The following is a 15,692-nucleotide window of genomic DNA, read 5'->3' as shown; positions in this document are numbered from 1 at the left end:
TTGTCACATTATACACTTATTAAATCGCCTCTATTATTCTTGATTCTGTTAAAACTAACGGCATTTTAATGTCATGTTTTTCTGTTGGTAGTTCATCAATGATTTGGATGTCATATGCTAAGGCTAATAGTTGTTTATTATAATCTTCTAAGTAGCGATCATAATAACCACCACCATAACCTAGTCGTTCACCATTTTTTGTATATGCTACGCCAGGAACAATTATTAAATCAATAAATTCTTTTCTAATTTTCTCGCATTTTTCTTCAATTGGCTCGTTTATTCCAAAATAACCCTTCTTTAAATCATCAAATGAATTAATTTTGTAAAAATGCATTTCTCTAGTTTCATGGTTGCATTTAGGCACGACAACTGATTTATTCATTTTCCAACAAGCAGTGATTAAATACTTAGTGTTTATTTCATGTTCCATTGGCATCGTTGTTGCTATAATATCTGCACTCTTCATTTGTTCTGTACTTAATAATTTTTCTATAATTTGTTTTGACTTATCGTCTCGGTCCGAAATTGAAATATTTTTCAAGTTTTTCATCATAGAATTTCTAATTTCTTTTTTTTCCATAATAACGGCCTCCTTAGGTCAGGATCAATTTTCTATAGTAAAAGTTTTATTAAAGTAAAAAATGTATTCCAATTAAAATTATAATTTAAATATAAAAAAAACAGTAGGAAAATTCCTACTGTTTACTTTGTTTCGCGATGAACTGTAACTTTTTTAAGTCTTGGGCAATATTTTTTAAGCTCAAGACGGTCTGGGTTATTACGTTTATTTTTAGTAGTGATGTAGTTACGATCTCCGCATTCTGTACATGCTAATGTAATATTTACGCGCATTTTATTTTCCCTCCTGACATAGTGACATAATCAGACTTGTATATAATAACATTCTTTCGCGATAATTTCCATAGTTTTTATTGATTCAATTTATTTCTTTTGATATTTTTTTTATTGAATTATGTACAAACTTATTCTCATAATTCAGAGTATATTTTTGAAAGACAGCTTGGTGATGTAATACACTGCCTTGATCGATTCGAATATTAGAACTAATCGACACATATGGGCCAATTACACAGTTCTCTTCAATCGTAACATCATTCCCAATAATAACTGGAGAAACAATCTTAACATTATTATTTATCGTTACATGCTCACCTAAAAAGATTCTAGGTAATATTTGTACAGCAGGAATAGGTAAGTTTAATTTCTCTTCTATCCAATCTACGTTCAGCTTTGCAAACCTTCTAGGTGTTCCATAATCAATCCAATAACCTTCTAATTGAAAAGCATTTAAACTAATATTATTTTTCAACATTAAAGGAATTAGATCATTACTAATGTCAAAATAACGATTTTCTGGAATTTGAAATAATAATTCAGGGTTCATAATATAAATTCCAGTATTAACTAATTTACTAATTTCACTACCCACATTTGGCTTTTCAATAAAATCGATTATTTGTCCATTTTTTACTTTTACATTTCCGTATGACCCACATTTATCAACTTGTTTTACAAACATAGAAAATCTACTTTTACTTTCAAAATGAGTTTTTAATGCATCTCTAATATCACCGTCAAATAAAATATCACCATTCACTAATAGAAAGGGTTCATAAAGAAAATGCTTAGATAGTCTTAAACAACCTGCTGACCCTAAACTTTTTTCTTCTATAATATAATCAATTGAAACATTTTTTAATTTCATTGCATTGATCGTCTGAATTATTGCTTGGGACATATAATGAAGCTGAATGATAAATTCATTAAACCCAAGTCTTGTTAAATGTAATATTAAATGCTCAATTGCCGCTCTATTTGCGATTGGTAATAGTGGCTTAGGAATGTTGTTAGTAATTGGTAAAAGCCTTTGACCGTATCCTCCAGCTAAAATAACAACCTTCATTTATTACCACCTCAATATCTTTTACTAGTTAAAGAAGTATGCTTAATATTACATAAATATGACAAAAGGGCATTCAGGTAAATTTTGTCTGAACACCCTTTTAACTTATTTGACTGTTATAAACTATATCGTCTTATTTTTATTGATTTAATAAATAATGTTTACCTTTAACTAAATAATAAATATTCTCTGCAATATTTGTTGCATAATCAGCAATTCGTTCAAGATATCTACAAATAAATGCCATTTGCATAATATTGGATACATGCTCAGGAGAATTTGCAATACTTGACATTAGCGTTCTAACAGTTGTTCCATACAATTCATCAACAAGATCGTCAATTTCACCAATCTCTTTTGCAGCTTGTAAATCTTCTGTTCGGTATGCTTCTGCTGCTTTTGTTAACATGTCTAAGCCCAGTTCATGCATCTTTTCGATATTCTCTATAGGTAAGTTTTCTTGACGACTACGAATACGAATTGTCGATTTTGCAATATTTACAGCATAATCTGCAACTCGTTCAAGATCATGTGCAATCTTTATAGCAGTTAAATTTCTTCTTAAGTCAACAGCAACTGGTTGTTGTCTTGTAATAATCACTAAAATTAATTCATTAACTTCTTTTTCTAATTTATTGATGCGATCATCTTCGTCAATTACTTCTAAAGCTAGTTCAATATTTTCAGTACGAAATGCATCCATACTTTTAATAACTGCTTTTTTTGTTTTCTCAGCCAATTCGATAATCATTTCTTGTAATGATTTTAAGTCTGCTTCAAATTGATTTCTCATCTCTTTTCACCTGTTCCCTTCTATTATCCGAATCGTCCAGTAATGTAGTCTTCAGTACGTTTATCTTTAGGAGTTGAGAACAGTTTATTTGTATCTGAGAACTCAACTACTTCACCGCTTAAAAAGAAAGCAGTTTTATCAGAAACACGAGCTGCTTGTTGCATATTATGCGTAACAATAATAATACTAAAGTCTTTCTTTAGATCGTGAATTAACTCTTCAACTTTTAAAGTTGAAATAGGATCTAGTGCTGACGTTGGTTCATCCATTAAAATAACATCTGGCTCGATTGCTAAACAGCGTGCGATACATAAACGTTGTTGTTGCCCTCCTGAAAGACCAAAAGCATTCTCATGTAAACGATCTTTAACCTCATCCCAAATTGCAGCGCCTTTTAAACTTTTTTCAACAATCTGATTTAATGTAGCTTTATCTTTAATTCCATGTATTTTTGGTCCATATGCAACATTTTCCCAAATTGATTTAGGGAATACGTTTGGTTTTTGGAATACCATTCCTACGTGTGTTCTTAATTCTTCAACAGGATAGTTTTTATCGAAAATATCTTGTTCGCGGTAAAGAATCTTTCCTTCCGTTCGAACTGAAGGAACTAACTCAACCATACGATTTAACGTTTTTAAATAGGTTGATTTACCACATCCACTAGGTCCAATAATCGCAGTAACTTCATTCTCATAAATACTTAAATTTATATTTTTTAATGCTTTATCTTGTCCATACCATAAATTTAAATCTTGAGTATCATAAACAATTGATTTTTTCATTGTATTTGTCTCTTCATTATCATCGTTATTAATTTTATTCTCTCTATTTATTGTCGTTGTCATAACTTTCGATCCCCTCTCATCCTAAAGGAAGCTTTCTATTTTTAATATATAAAATATTAACTAAACAATAGATAAAATTTATAATCGTTAAAATTCAGTAATACTTACATGAATAATCATATTCTCAAACTATTAAACCTGTTTTAACCGAATGTAAAGATTATGTAAATAAGTTTAGAAGGTGAAGGAATGGTGTTAAAAAGGAGTTTTCCAAATAAAAAAAAGAGAAGGGTTTAACCCCTTCTCTACTTATTGATTTTTATTTTGAGTATCTTGATTATCTTGACTATTTTGATTGTCTTGGTTATCTAAAATGTCTTTTGGTTCGTCATTATAAATTGTTTGTCTGTCTTTTTTCAATTTGAAGTATTCATCCATAATATCCCGGCCAATGTATTTATTTACTGGCGCTTGGTCAGTTTGTAACCAAGGAACTACTACTACAAAGGCAACTTCAGGATTGTCATAAGGAGCATATCCCATCAATGTTTCATTATAAGTTTTTTGTGGCCCATTGTATTTTTTACGATCTGGTCCGTCGTATACAGATTGGGCTGTACCTGTTTTACCGGCTATTTTATAGTCTACTCCTAAGAAGTATTTGCGAGCAGTACCACCAGTCTCATTATATACTTTGATAAAACCTTGTTTAACATGATCGATGTATGATTGTTTCATATCAATTCGATTTAATATTTTAGGCTTAATTTCTTGTCTAATGACACCATTATCTTCACCGATTGAAGGTTGTCTCAATTCTTTCGCAACATGTGGTTGAATTCTGTAACCTCCATTTGCGATTGTAGATACATATTGAGCTAATTGAAGTGGCGTATAAGTATCATATTGCCCAATCGCCATATCTAGTAGGAAACCTGGGCTTTTGTCTACACCTTTAAATCCAATTGCTTCATTCGGTAAATCAATTCCCGTTTTAACACCTAGACCGAATTGACTGAAACTATTTCGGAATGTATCAAACGCTTTTACGTCGATATCTAAAGGCCTATTCTCTACGTAATGTGCATGTCCAATAGCCATAGCCGTTCTGAACATATAAACGTTTGATGAATACTTTAGCGCATCTAAATCATTAATCCATCCGAAGTTTTTATATGACGCTTTTACTGGTGTACCCGCAATTTTAATCGGTGTATCGAATTGCTTTTGCCCTGGAGTAATTGCCCCTGTTTGATAACCAGTTAAAAGAGTTGCACCTTTTACAGTTGAACCCATCTCATAAGATGAAGTAAGGTTTCCTGTTGCGTAATCTACAACTTTATTTTTTCCTGTCTTTTTGTCTTTAACAATTTGCTTACCAGACATTGCTAAAATTTCTCCCGTATTCGGGTTAATCATCGTAACAAATGCACGATCCAAATATCGACCATTTGACGTTGCTTTAGCTTTTAAAAGCTCTCTTTTTACTATTTCATCAACTTTACCTTGAAGTTCAATATCAATTGATAGTACTAAATCACTTCCAGGTTCCCCTTCTGTAATCACTTTCGTATCAACAACATTTCCATTTGAATCAATAACATTTTGTGCTTTACCTTTTGTACCACGTAAAACATCTTCATATTGCTTTTCTATATAACTTTTTCCTACACGATCATTACGGTCATAACCACGCGCTAAATAATAATCTACATTCTGAGCAGGTAATCCTTCTTTTTCAGAAGTAATATTACCTAAAATTGTTCGGAACGTATCATCATAAACGTATTTTCTTTCCCAATTTGTCGTTACATCTACACCTGGAAGCTCGTCCAAATGTTCACTAACAGTTGCATATTCTTTTTCAGTAACTCCCTCACTTTTAATTGTTTGTGGAGTTAGTGCATAACCAGCACTCATTTGCTTGTAAATTGCAAGTATCTGTAAATCATTTGCACTTAGTGAATTGATATTATCTGCTGTAATTTTATCAAGCTGTAAATTATAGTAAGCTTTATTGTAAGCAGGGTCATCATCTTTATTTTGGGCTTTTAGTGTTTTATTCTCTTCTTTTGATACTAGTTTTTTTGCATCTTTAGGATTTGTTAATAACCAATAATCTTTTTTATCTCGTTCAGTTATTTTATTAGTTGGCATCTTAAGATAACTTTTTAACTTTTTAGCCATTGTTAATAACTCACCTGAAGTTGTCCCTTTTTTTCTTGTGTACGTAATTGTACGTAAAGGCGTATTATCTACAACAACCTTTCCGTTACGATCTATAATTTTTCCCCTTGGTACAGCTTGATCGACTGTCATATTTTCTGTACGCTCTAATTCTAATTTATAGTCTTCACCTTTAACAATTTGTACGACACCTAATCTTAGAATTAAAAAAGAAAATAAGACAAACACAAGAAAAAATAGTGTATTCAGTCGCGTTGGTAATGTGATTTTATATTTCTTAGGCTTATTCATTTTTTCTCCTCTTTTTTTACAATTACTAATTCTACATATTAATATTTTAATGATTTGGAAAAGGAATCACTGTTAAGTTTTTGACAATTTAGTGACAATACTTAAGCATGCTTATATTCTAATTTCCTCATTACGAGATAGACCAAAAAGTGTCCTGCACCAAATAAACACATTAAAAATGGAATAACTTGTTCTGGCTGGAATATCGATGTACATACGATGAAAACTGCAATAGAAAACATTCTACCGCTATTTAAATACACTTCACGTATTACAATATATTCCACTCTATATTCCCTGGCCTTATACGATTTTCCTATTATATCATATGTTAAAGATAAGTAAGGTACTAAAATGATTGGATATGCCAAAGAAATTATTGCACCGTAAATTATTAATAAAGGAAACGAAACTTTAAAAGCGATTACAAAAACAGCGCAGAATAGTAGAAAACCGCCAATAAAAATAGCTTTCATCCTAATGTTTTCTTTTATAATCCTTGTAACAATATAATAGGTAATAAAGCTAATTAACGATGTAATTAATCCGTATTTCCCTAATGCAAATTCACTTCCTGTAGATAAGAAAATATAAATTGAAATAACAAACATAAAAATCCCTTCACGAATCCCCTGAAAGAAATTAGCATATGTTACTCTTTTCCAATTTTCATTTAATTTTCTTTCTTGAATGACGCGCTTAATATTGAACTCACTATCAAGTTCCCGTCTAATTAAGAAACAACTTAAGACCACTGCACATATGAATAAAATAACTGCAGCTAGAAACACAAAATGATAACCTTTATTTCCGATCATTGAAGAAATAATCGCTCCAGCTATGAATGGGCCAAGCATTCCCGTGAACGAATTAATTAGCCCTAAAAAACCATTAAAAAATTGTCTAGTTTCAGGTTCAGTAACTTCGAACGTTAATAAATTAAACGCTAAATAGTAACAGCCATTCCCAATTCCTAAAATCGCTCCTATCAAAATTGTTGCTAATAATGTCTTCGTTTCAAATAGTAAAACGACTATGTAGAATATTGCCAAAAAAGAAATACCCGCTCTTAAAATGACAACTCGATCAATTGTTTTAGCTAATCTACCTGCTATTACGAATGTAAGAGCTTGAAAAAATGCGATCGAAAATTGGTATGAAGCAATTGGTAAATAATTATTTGATTGCTTCCACAAATAAACATTAACAAATGTGCTTGATAAAGCTGTCGCAAAAGTAAACAATCCACCAACACTCAGTAAAAGAATTAAGTCTTTATTTAAATCAACGTCACCTAATAAAAATTTCCACTTACTCATAATAAACTCTCCTTTGTCTCATGAACTAGTTTTCCGAGTAAATGAAAATTTATCCTTTTTTAAACATAAAAAAAAACACTACTTAAATAAATTAAGTAGTGTTCATTTTTTATAAATTATTTAGCAGCTTGGTATAATTCTTCTACTTTTTCCCAGTTTACTACATTCCAGAATGCACCAACGTAGTCAGGGCGTTTGTTTTGGTAGTTTAAGTAGTAAGCATGCTCCCATACATCTAAACCTAAGATAGGCGTTTTGCCTTCCATTAAAGGTGAATCTTGGTTAGCTGTGCTAGTCACTTCTAACTCACCATTGTTTACTACTAACCAAGCCCAACCAGAACCGAAACGAGTTAATGCAGCTTGAGTGAAAGCAGCTTTTAACTCATCTAAGCTACCGAATTTAGCGTTAATTGCTTCAGCAACTTCACCAACTGGAGTGCCAGTGCCTTCTGGAGTTAATAAAGTCCAGAATAAGCTATGGTTAGCATGTCCACCACCATTGTTACGTACAGCTGTACGGATACCTTCTGGTAGTGCATCTAAGTTTGAAATTAATTCTTCAATTGAAGAAGCAGCTACTTCTTTACCTTCTAAAGCAGCGTTTAAGTTTGTTATATATGTATTGTGGTGACGAGTGTGGTGAATATTCATTGTTTCTTTATCAAAGTGTGGCTCTAATGCATCATAAGCATAAGGTAATTGTGGTAATTCAAATTTTGACATTTTTAATTTCCTCCCAAAGATAATAGTGAATTTCAATTTAAAGTTATCAAATAAACCGAAAGATTTCAATAGTAATGCTCACAAAAGGGAAAGAAAGTAAAAAAGATTAATTTTTGGAAGAAAAATTTTGATTAGGGTCAATGTATTTAGGGGTAGTGTTTCATAAAAAAATTAATACCAATACTCCAAAACGAAAAAAGTCTTCAACATTTTAGTTGAAGACTTTTTCACTAATTAAGGAGTAAGAGGGATTCGAACCCCCGCGGGCTGTTACACCCCTGTCGGTTTTCAAGACCGATCCCTTCAGCCGGACTTGGGTATTACTCCATAATAAAATATTGGTAGCGGCGGAGGGAGTCGAACCCACGACCTCACGGGTATGAACCGTACGCTCTAGCCAGCTGAGCTACACCGCCAAATTATTTAAATGGCTCCGCAGGTAGGGTTCGAACCTACGACCACTCGGTTAACAGCCGAGTGCTCTACCACTGAGCTACTGCGGAATAATTTTTGTTGTCCTTAAGACAATATTTAATTTATCATGTTTCAAATTAAACGTCAACACTTTTTATTATTTTTTTGATTTTTAATTTTTTATAACTATTTTTCAGTGAAAATAAATTGTTTTTTCGAGTTTTAAGGCAAAACTCAAATTCTTTCCTTAAACTATTGACTATCACTTCCTAACCTACTCTTATCATTTTAATTAAAGTTTAATATTCAATTTCCAAAAAAAGATTATAATATACAAAATAGCCCGAAAGTTACATAATAAATTTCGGGAAGTGAAATAACATTATATAAGAAAGGATGAGTTTATGAATATATTTAAACAATTTTGGTTTAGTTTATACTCTCCAAAAACAATATCAAGATATAGACTCCAAAAAATCGGTAAAACAATCTTTTTTCTTTTCCTACTAGCAATTTTATATACTCTTCCGGGTTTCTTTTCATTAGTAAAAGATGTGAGGCTTCAGGTGAACAATGTTTCTGATTTGCTAAAAGATAATATTCAGTCAATTTCTTTAAACAAAGGAGCTTTAACAATAAACGACAATACGCCATTCGAACGAAATATTGGTGAATATAAATATGCTTTTTATCCAAATAAAACAGTTATACCTACAAAATTAAAAAATGAACAGTATGCATTTGTTGTATTAAAAAATAGATTAGTCATTAAAAATGATAAAGGCGAGCAAGATTACCCTTACCCTTCATTAATATCTAGAGAAATAAATAAAGCGGATGTTTCGAAATTTATTGAAAATATAAAAGAAGCTCTACCAGTAGTCTTAATCGCGTTATTTTTCTTATTTTATTTAGGTTACAGTATCTTCATATTTATAATTGCTACAATATTAGCGTTTTTAACAGCTTTATTTAAGTCGACTAAGCACCTACCTTTTAGACAACGCTTTGCAATGGTTTCGTATAGCTTAACATTACCTACTGTTATCTATTTATTGCTAGGATTATTGAAAATAAATATTCCATTCCAAACTTTAATTTTTATTTTAATAACAATTGTTATGTATACATTAACAATTAAAAATTTACCTTCTAAAAAATAATGTTTACTGAAGTGTGTTTCACACTTCTTTTTTTTGCTTAAATATTTATTAGTCCAAGCTCCTAGTAGGAATATTCGTTGTGGACAAGCATATAGTCTACAAAAGGAGTGATTATTAATGAAAAAAATAGCTTTTTTACTTGGTTCTTTATTGCTTGCATATATAATATTCTTTGACCTACAAGTTGGGACGATCCCAACTAAACATATCGCTACAGTGGCAAAAGCAACAAAATCAGAAATAAAATCAACCTCACTTCCAAAATATGAAAAAATTCAAGTTAAAAATGGTGACACTGTTTTAGGAATTATCGAAGATCTTAACCCTGATTTTAACCAGCCAATTAGCCAAATTACAAAAGATTTTAGTGCATTAAACAATGGACTTTCACCTACTAAAATTCAAAGTGGAAAATCATATAAATTCCCTATTTACTCTTCACAAAAATAAAATTTGTGATATATTTCTTTAGAACCAGTTGATAAAATGAGTAATCATGAAGAAAATATGATAATGTAGATTTATACAAAATAGAAATAAAGTTATATTTGAAGGAGCGAGTTACTCGTGAACGAAATTACACATAGAAGTAAAACACGTGCAGTTAAAGTAGGTAATGTAGTTGTTGGTGGAGCAAATGAAATTTCAATCCAAAGTATGACAACAACAAAAACACACGATGTTGAAGCAACAGTTGCAGAAATTAAACGACTTGAAGAAGCTGGATGTCAGATTGTTCGAGTTGCAGTACCAGACGAAAGAGCTGCAAATGCAATCGCTGATATAAAAAAACAAATTAACATACCACTTGTTGCAGATATACACTTTGATTATAAATTAGCCTTAAAAGCAATTGAAGGCGGAGTAGATAAAATAAGAATTAATCCAGGTAATATCGGTCGTAAAGAAAAAGTTGAAGCAGTAGTAAATGCTGCTAAAGCTAAAGGAATTCCTATTCGTATCGGTGTTAATGCTGGTTCATTAGAAAAACGAATCTTAGAGAAATATGGTTACCCAACTGCTGATGGAATGGTTGAAAGTGCATTGCATCATATTAAAATTCTTGAAGATTTAGATTTCCATGACATCATCGTTTCGATGAAAGCATCAGATGTAAACCTAGCAATAGAGGCGTATGAAAAAGCTTCAAAAGCATTCAATTATCCTTTACATTTAGGTATTACTGAATCAGGTACTTTGTTTGCTGGTACAGTTAAGAGTGCCGCTGGTTTAGGTGCAATCATTAGTAAAGGGATCGGAAATACAATGCGTATTTCATTAAGCGCAGATCCAGTTGAAGAAGTAAAAGTTGCAAGAGAATTACTTAAATCTTTCGGTTTATCTTCAAATGCTGCGACATTAATTTCTTGCCCTACATGTGGTCGAATCGAAATTGACTTAATTAGTATTGCGAATGATGTTGAAGAGTACATTTCAACTTTAAAAGTACCAATTAAAGTTGCCGTACTTGGATGTGCAGTAAACGGTCCTGGTGAAGCACGCGAAGCAGACATCGGTATTGCTGGAGCTCGTGGTGAAGGATTACTATTCCGTCACGGAGAAATCGTGCGTAAAGTACCAGAAGCAACAATGGTTGAAGAACTAAAACGCGAAATCGACATCATTGCAAAAGAAAAACTAGCTGAACTAGAAGCAGCAAAAGGTTAATAATAACAAAAAGGTTAAGGACACTGCTCCTTAACCTTTTTTATTCTTTTCCTATCTTGTCATATCGAATAATCCTGAGGAATAAATACCTTCAATTCATTAGGACGGACAAACACCCTTTCTCCAAGTTGAATATTTAGTTCGTAGAATAATTCGTTCATGAGCTCGATTTCAACATAATCATTTGTATCCTCCCGAAGGACTTCTACATATACTATAGGTCCTACAGCATGAATATGGGTTACGATTGCACTGATCGAAGTCTGATTTGTTTCAAATTTTTCGATTGTGATTTGATGAGGACGAACATAACCCGTAACCTCTTTATGTTCTTTATGTTCTTGTTCAAATTCTGGTAATGGGATTTCTAATCCTCCACTTATTAAGCTTCCCTTATTTATCCTTCCATGAAATAAATTTACTTTGCCAAGAAAATCATAAACAAACGGACTTGCTGGCGTATGGTAAACTTCTTCAGGTGTTCCGATTTGTTCAATCGTCCCGCCATTCATAATGACAACTCGATCTGCAACTTCTAGTGCTTCCTCTTGATCATGTGTTACAAATATACTAGTAATATGAATTTCATCATGGAGTTTACGTAACCATCTTCTTAAATCTTTTCGAACTTTTGCATCTAATGCCCCAAATGGTTCATCTAATAATAATACACTTGGTTCAACAGCTAATGCTCTAGCTAATGCAACACGTTGTCTTTGTCCACCAGATAATTGAGAAGGAAACCGATTAGCAAAGCTTTCCAATTTTACTAATGATAGTAATTCCATGACTTTTTCATTAATTTTTCTTTTTAAAGGCCGTGTAGCCCTTGGTCTAACTTTTAAACCAAATGCAATATTTTCAAAAACAGTCATGTGCTGAAATAAGGCATAATGCTGGAATACAAATCCTACATTTCTTTCCTTTACCTGCACATTTGCTACATCCTGATCTTCAAAAAATATTTCACCCAAATCTGGATTTTCTAAACCAGCAATTATTCGCAACAATGTTGTTTTACCCGACCCAGATGGACCTAATAAAGCAACTAATTCCCCTTTTTTTATATTTAAATCAATTCCTTTTAAGGCAGTTTCATTTTCATAACTTTTTATTACATTTGAAACTTTAATTGACATACAATCCTCTCCTATTGTTTCTCTTCCTTTAGAACTTTCCATTCAATTATATTTTTAATAACTAATGTCAGAATCGCAAAAATGGACATAAGTGACGCAACTGTATATGCTTGTGGAAATTGGTACTCATTATATAAATTTTCAATATGAAGTGGCATTGTAATTGTTTCTCCGCGAATATGTCCAGATACAACTGAAACAGCTCCAAATTCTCCAACGGCTCTTGCATTGCATAATATAACGCCATACAATAGTCCCCATTTAATTTTCGGAAGTGTCACCTTCCAAAAAATATGCCAACCGTTCGCACCTAAAGTTAGTGCAGCTTCTTCTTCAGCACTCCCTGTTGCCTGCATAACCGCAATTAATTCTTTCGCTACAAAAGGCAATGTGACAAAAATTGTTGCTAAAACAATTCCTGGGGTTGAAAAAATGACTTTCAAATTATGTTCCTTTAACCAACCACCAAAAATCCCATTATTCGGACTAAATAATAGAACAAACAAAAATCCTGCTACAACTGGCGACACTGCAAAAGGTAGTTCAATTAAAGTTACTAATATATTTTTTCCTTTAAAATTAAATTTCGTTGTAGCCCATGCAATTGAAACACCAAAAATCGCATTAAGCGGTAATGTAATAATCGTTACTAAAAACGTCAATTTAATCGCGGCTAATGTCTCTTCGTTTACAATCGTTTCTTTATAAACTCCAAACCCATCTTGTAAAGCCTTTATAAAAATTGAAACTAATGGAAGAAATAAAAATAGCGCTAAAAAGAGTATGACAATACTGATTAAGATGATTGGAACAGTATTGACGCGTAATTTTGCTCTTTTCTCAGTACTAGCATTCACTTCTATTTTTCTTTCAATCTTAAATTCTCTTTCCATTCTTACCCCTTCCCCCCTTGAACAAAAGCACGATTTGCGTATCTTTGAAAAATACTAATGATCAATAAGAGTAAGAAAGAAGTTACTAATAACACAACTGCAAGTGCGGTTGCACCCGAGTAATCATATTGCTCCAATTTTGTCATAATTAACAAGGGAGTAATTTCAGTTTTCATTGGCATATTTCCAGAAATAAACACGACAGACCCATACTCACCTAATGATCTTGCGAATGCTAAAGAAAATCCAGTCAATAATGCTGGTAAAATCCCTGGAAAAATTACCTTCCAAAAAATTTGAAAACGGTTTGCACCTAGACTGGCAGCTGCTTCCTCAACATCTTTTTGAAAATTTTCAAGAACAGGTTGAACCATTCTAACTACAAATGGTAACCCGATAAATGTAAGAGCTATAATAATCCCGAGTGGTGTATAAGCAATTTTGAAGGAGAAAAATCTTCCAACCCAACCATCAGAAGAATACAATGTTGTTAAAGTAATACCTGCAACTGCAGTCGGTAATGCAAATGGTAAATCAATGAATGCATCTACAATTCGTTTTCCAGGGAATCGATAACGTACAAGCACCCAAGCTACTAATAAACCAAAAACAGCATTAATTATCGCAGCAATAAAGGCAGTTCCAAAACTTACTTTATAAGACATTAATACTCTATGTTCACTAACAATTTTAATAAATTTTGACCAACCTATATCGAAAGAATGTAAGAACAGCATCGATACCGGAAGAAAAATAAAAAAACTTATATATAATATTGAAAATCCAAACGTTAATCCAAATCCAGGTAGGATTCTTTTTCGCTTCTTAAACAAATTCTGTCAATCCTCCTTAAAATAAAAATCAAATAAAGAAGACTTGGCTTAAGCTCTAAAACGCCCAATAAAGTCCAATGTCCTCCTTATTTTCCAATTACGTGATTATTGATAAATTTGGTCGAAAACTCCGCCGTCATCAAAATGCTTCGATTGAGCTTTACCCCATCCTCCGAAATCTTTATCAATTGTTAACAATGGCAGGCTAGGATATTGTTTACTATATTTAGCGAGAATCTCTTGATCTCTCGGACGATAATAATTTTCTGCAATGATCTTTTGACCTTCTTTGCTATAAAGATAAGATAAGTAGGCCTTTGCCACTTCTTCAGTTTTCTTTTCCTTCACATTTTTATCAACAACCGCAACAGGTGGCTCAGCTAGAATACTGATCGAAGGATAAACAATTTTATATTTCCCCTCACCTAATTCCTTCACAGACAGTAATGCTTCATTTTCCCATGCTATTAATACATCTCCTATTCCTTTTTCAACAAATGTAGTTGTTGAACCACGTGCGCCAGTATCTAATACTGGAACGTTTTTATATAATTTCTTCATAAACGCTTTTACTTTTTTCTCATCACCATTATATTTTTTGTCTGCATACCCCCAAGCAGCTAAATAATTCCACCTTGCACCACCCGAAGTTTTTGGATTTGGAGTAATTACTTGAACTCCTTTTTTCGTTAAATCATCCCAATCCTTAATATTTTTCGGATTTCCTTTCCTTACTAAAAAAACAATTGTTGATGTATAAGGAGTTGAATTGTATTCAAATTCTTTTTGCCAATTAGGGGATATTAGTTGTGCCTTTTCATTGATCGAGTCAATATCATATCCAAGAGCTAGTGTAACTACATCAGCATCTAAACCGTCGATTACTGCTCTAGCTTGTTTTCCAGAGCCACCATGAGACTGTTTAATTGTTACAGTTTGGTTATGCTCTTTTTCCCAATATTTACTAAAAGCTTTATTATAATTTTCATATAACTCACGAGTTGGATCATAAGAAACATTTAACAATTCCACTTTTTTATTTGCTGCTTCAGTATTAGTAGCCTCAGATTTATCGTCTTTCAAAGTCGCATACAATACACCCGAAACTGCTAATACAACAACTACCGAGCTAATAATCCATTTCTTTGCCCCCACAATGATCTGCCCCTCTCAATTTCAATTTTCCGATTTTTATTTGTACCCATCTCTACACTTCAACACATTAAAATCTCCCCTTTAAGGCACAAATATAAAGAAAACTCGTCGTTTGCCTAGCCTTTTAGGTGAAGGCAGAGACGTAGTTGCACTTATACTTTACTCCTAAAATTGACAGCTACGTGTTGAGTACTCATCATTGATGCCAATTTATCCTTTTAAAGTGCAAAAAGACCCTTAACTATTGAAAATAGTTAAGGGCCTTTGGTCTTCCAATCAGCCATATTGATTTTTTTATATAAGCTTAATAATAAACACACTATTCCTATGTGTCAACTATGATTTTGGAAAATTTCAAATTATTTCTCTTATTATTTACTTTTTATACAATCCTCAT

Annotated in this window: 15 protein-coding genes and 3 tRNA genes; 3 read left to right on the top strand and 15 right to left on the bottom strand. The window is 32.3% G+C overall.

Going from position 1 to position 15,692, the window contains the following annotated elements; all coding sequences use genetic code 11:
* Positions 1-19: 19 nt before the first annotated feature.
* The 11 genes from EP747_RS02870 to EP747_RS02820 form a co-directional block, all read right to left on the bottom strand.
* Entirely contained in the window at positions 20-583 is a 564-nt protein-coding gene (locus EP747_RS02870; RefSeq protein ID WP_129688441.1) for a 5-formyltetrahydrofolate cyclo-ligase, read from the bottom strand.
* Positions 584-705: 122 nt separating this feature from the next.
* Positions 706-855: a 50S ribosomal protein L33 gene (rpmG, locus tag EP747_RS02865; RefSeq protein ID WP_056475024.1), complete on the bottom strand. Its 150-nt coding sequence runs from the start codon at positions 853-855 to the stop codon at positions 706-708.
* An 85-nt stretch (positions 856-940) separates the two neighbouring features.
* On the bottom strand, positions 941-1,927 hold the full coding sequence (locus EP747_RS02860) for a sugar phosphate nucleotidyltransferase (RefSeq protein WP_129688440.1): 987 nt from the start codon (positions 1,925-1,927) through the stop codon (positions 941-943).
* A 139-nt stretch (positions 1,928-2,066) separates the two neighbouring features.
* Positions 2,067-2,720 (bottom strand): phosphate signaling complex protein PhoU, encoded by a 654-nt coding sequence (phoU, locus tag EP747_RS02855; RefSeq protein WP_129688439.1) that lies wholly within the window; start codon positions 2,718-2,720, stop codon positions 2,067-2,069.
* 23 nt (positions 2,721-2,743) lie between these two features.
* Complete coding sequence (gene pstB, locus EP747_RS02850; RefSeq protein ID WP_235832755.1) at positions 2,744-3,505, bottom strand: phosphate ABC transporter ATP-binding protein PstB; 762 nt, start codon at positions 3,503-3,505, stop codon at positions 2,744-2,746.
* Positions 3,506-3,817: 312 nt separating this feature from the next.
* On the bottom strand, positions 3,818-5,986 hold the full coding sequence (locus EP747_RS02845; RefSeq protein ID WP_129688437.1) for a peptidoglycan D,D-transpeptidase FtsI family protein: 2,169 nt from the start codon (positions 5,984-5,986) through the stop codon (positions 3,818-3,820).
* A 101-nt stretch (positions 5,987-6,087) separates the two neighbouring features.
* A complete protein-coding gene (locus EP747_RS02840) occupies positions 6,088-7,305 on the bottom strand; it encodes an MFS transporter (protein WP_129688436.1) in 1,218 nt (405 codons plus the stop codon).
* Positions 7,306-7,421: 116 nt separating this feature from the next.
* Positions 7,422-8,030, bottom strand: a complete 609-nt coding sequence (locus EP747_RS02835) for a superoxide dismutase (protein ID WP_129688435.1) — start codon at positions 8,028-8,030, stop codon at positions 7,422-7,424.
* A 237-nt stretch (positions 8,031-8,267) separates the two neighbouring features.
* Positions 8,268-8,357 (bottom strand) — tRNA-Ser (locus EP747_RS02830).
* Positions 8,358-8,369: 12 nt separating this feature from the next.
* Positions 8,370-8,446, bottom strand: a tRNA-Met gene (locus EP747_RS02825).
* 12 nt (positions 8,447-8,458) lie between these two features.
* A tRNA-Asn gene (locus EP747_RS02820) sits at positions 8,459-8,533 on the bottom strand.
* Positions 8,534-8,848: 315 nt separating this feature from the next.
* On the opposite strand from EP747_RS02820, the gene EP747_RS02815 reads away from it, so the two are divergent.
* The 3 genes from EP747_RS02815 to ispG all read left to right on the top strand — a co-directional run bounded on the left by EP747_RS02815 (position 8,849) and on the right by ispG (position 11,275).
* Positions 8,849-9,607: a DUF1189 domain-containing protein gene (locus tag EP747_RS02815; RefSeq protein ID WP_129688434.1), complete on the top strand. Its 759-nt coding sequence runs from the start codon at positions 8,849-8,851 to the stop codon at positions 9,605-9,607.
* Positions 9,608-9,724: 117 nt separating this feature from the next.
* Positions 9,725-10,057, top strand: a complete 333-nt coding sequence (locus tag EP747_RS02810) for a hypothetical protein (RefSeq protein WP_129688433.1) — start codon at positions 9,725-9,727, stop codon at positions 10,055-10,057.
* Between the two features lie 117 nt (positions 10,058-10,174).
* Positions 10,175-11,275 carry a flavodoxin-dependent (E)-4-hydroxy-3-methylbut-2-enyl-diphosphate synthase gene (ispG, locus tag EP747_RS02805; RefSeq protein WP_098233313.1) on the top strand — a complete coding sequence of 367 codons (1,101 nt, stop codon included), beginning with the start codon at positions 10,175-10,177 and terminating at the stop codon, positions 11,273-11,275.
* Between the two features lie 59 nt (positions 11,276-11,334).
* Here ispG and EP747_RS02800 read toward each other — a convergent pair whose 3' ends face one another.
* The 4 genes from EP747_RS02800 to EP747_RS02785 form a co-directional block, all read right to left on the bottom strand.
* Positions 11,335-12,414, bottom strand: a complete 1,080-nt coding sequence (locus EP747_RS02800) for a sulfate/molybdate ABC transporter ATP-binding protein (protein ID WP_129688432.1) — start codon at positions 12,412-12,414, stop codon at positions 11,335-11,337.
* Between the two features lie 11 nt (positions 12,415-12,425).
* Positions 12,426-13,307, bottom strand: coding sequence for a sulfate ABC transporter permease subunit CysW (gene cysW, locus EP747_RS02795; protein WP_129688431.1), 882 nt, complete (start codon positions 13,305-13,307; stop codon positions 12,426-12,428).
* 2 nt (positions 13,308-13,309) lie between these two features.
* Positions 13,310-14,140 carry a sulfate ABC transporter permease subunit CysT gene (gene cysT, locus EP747_RS02790; RefSeq protein ID WP_129688430.1) on the bottom strand — a complete coding sequence of 277 codons (831 nt, stop codon included), beginning with the start codon at positions 14,138-14,140 and terminating at the stop codon, positions 13,310-13,312.
* Positions 14,141-14,245: 105 nt separating this feature from the next.
* Positions 14,246-15,298 (bottom strand): sulfate ABC transporter substrate-binding protein, encoded by a 1,053-nt coding sequence (locus EP747_RS02785; protein WP_129688429.1) that lies wholly within the window; start codon positions 15,296-15,298, stop codon positions 14,246-14,248.
* Positions 15,299-15,692: the final 394 nt, after the last annotated feature.

Origin of the sequence: Gottfriedia acidiceleris (assembly GCF_004138285.1) — a bacterium.
Classification (GTDB): domain Bacteria; phylum Bacillota; class Bacilli; order Bacillales; family Bacillaceae_G; genus Gottfriedia; species Gottfriedia acidiceleris_A.
This window is presented reverse-complemented; position numbering and strand designations above follow the sequence as displayed.

Excerpts from the sequence above, each read along its gene's own strand:
- EP747_RS02870 (WP_129688441.1), bottom strand. The coding sequence starts at position 583 with ATGGAAAAAAAAGAAATTAGAAATTCTATGATGAAAAACTTGAAAAAT.
- rpmG (WP_056475024.1), bottom strand. The coding sequence starts at position 855 with ATGCGCGTAAATATTACATTAGCATGTACAGAATGCGGAGATCGTAAC.
- EP747_RS02860 (WP_129688440.1), bottom strand. The coding sequence starts at position 1,927 with ATGAAGGTTGTTATTTTAGCTGGAGGATACGGTCAAAGGCTTTTACCA.
- phoU (WP_129688439.1), bottom strand. The coding sequence starts at position 2,720 with ATGAGAAATCAATTTGAAGCAGACTTAAAATCATTACAAGAAATGATT.
- pstB (WP_235832755.1), bottom strand. The coding sequence starts at position 3,505 with ATGAAAAAATCAATTGTTTATGATACTCAAGATTTAAATTTATGGTAT.
- EP747_RS02845 (WP_129688437.1), bottom strand. The coding sequence starts at position 5,986 with ATGAATAAGCCTAAGAAATATAAAATCACATTACCAACGCGACTGAAT.
- EP747_RS02840 (WP_129688436.1), bottom strand. The coding sequence starts at position 7,305 with ATGAGTAAGTGGAAATTTTTATTAGGTGACGTTGATTTAAATAAAGAC.
- EP747_RS02835 (WP_129688435.1), bottom strand. The coding sequence starts at position 8,030 with ATGTCAAAATTTGAATTACCACAATTACCTTATGCTTATGATGCATTA.
- EP747_RS02815 (WP_129688434.1), top strand. The coding sequence starts at position 8,849 with ATGAATATATTTAAACAATTTTGGTTTAGTTTATACTCTCCAAAAACA.
- EP747_RS02810 (WP_129688433.1), top strand. The coding sequence starts at position 9,725 with ATGAAAAAAATAGCTTTTTTACTTGGTTCTTTATTGCTTGCATATATA.
- EP747_RS02800 (WP_129688432.1), bottom strand. The coding sequence starts at position 12,414 with ATGTCAATTAAAGTTTCAAATGTAATAAAAAGTTATGAAAATGAAACT.
- cysW (WP_129688431.1), bottom strand. The coding sequence starts at position 13,307 with ATGGAAAGAGAATTTAAGATTGAAAGAAAAATAGAAGTGAATGCTAGT.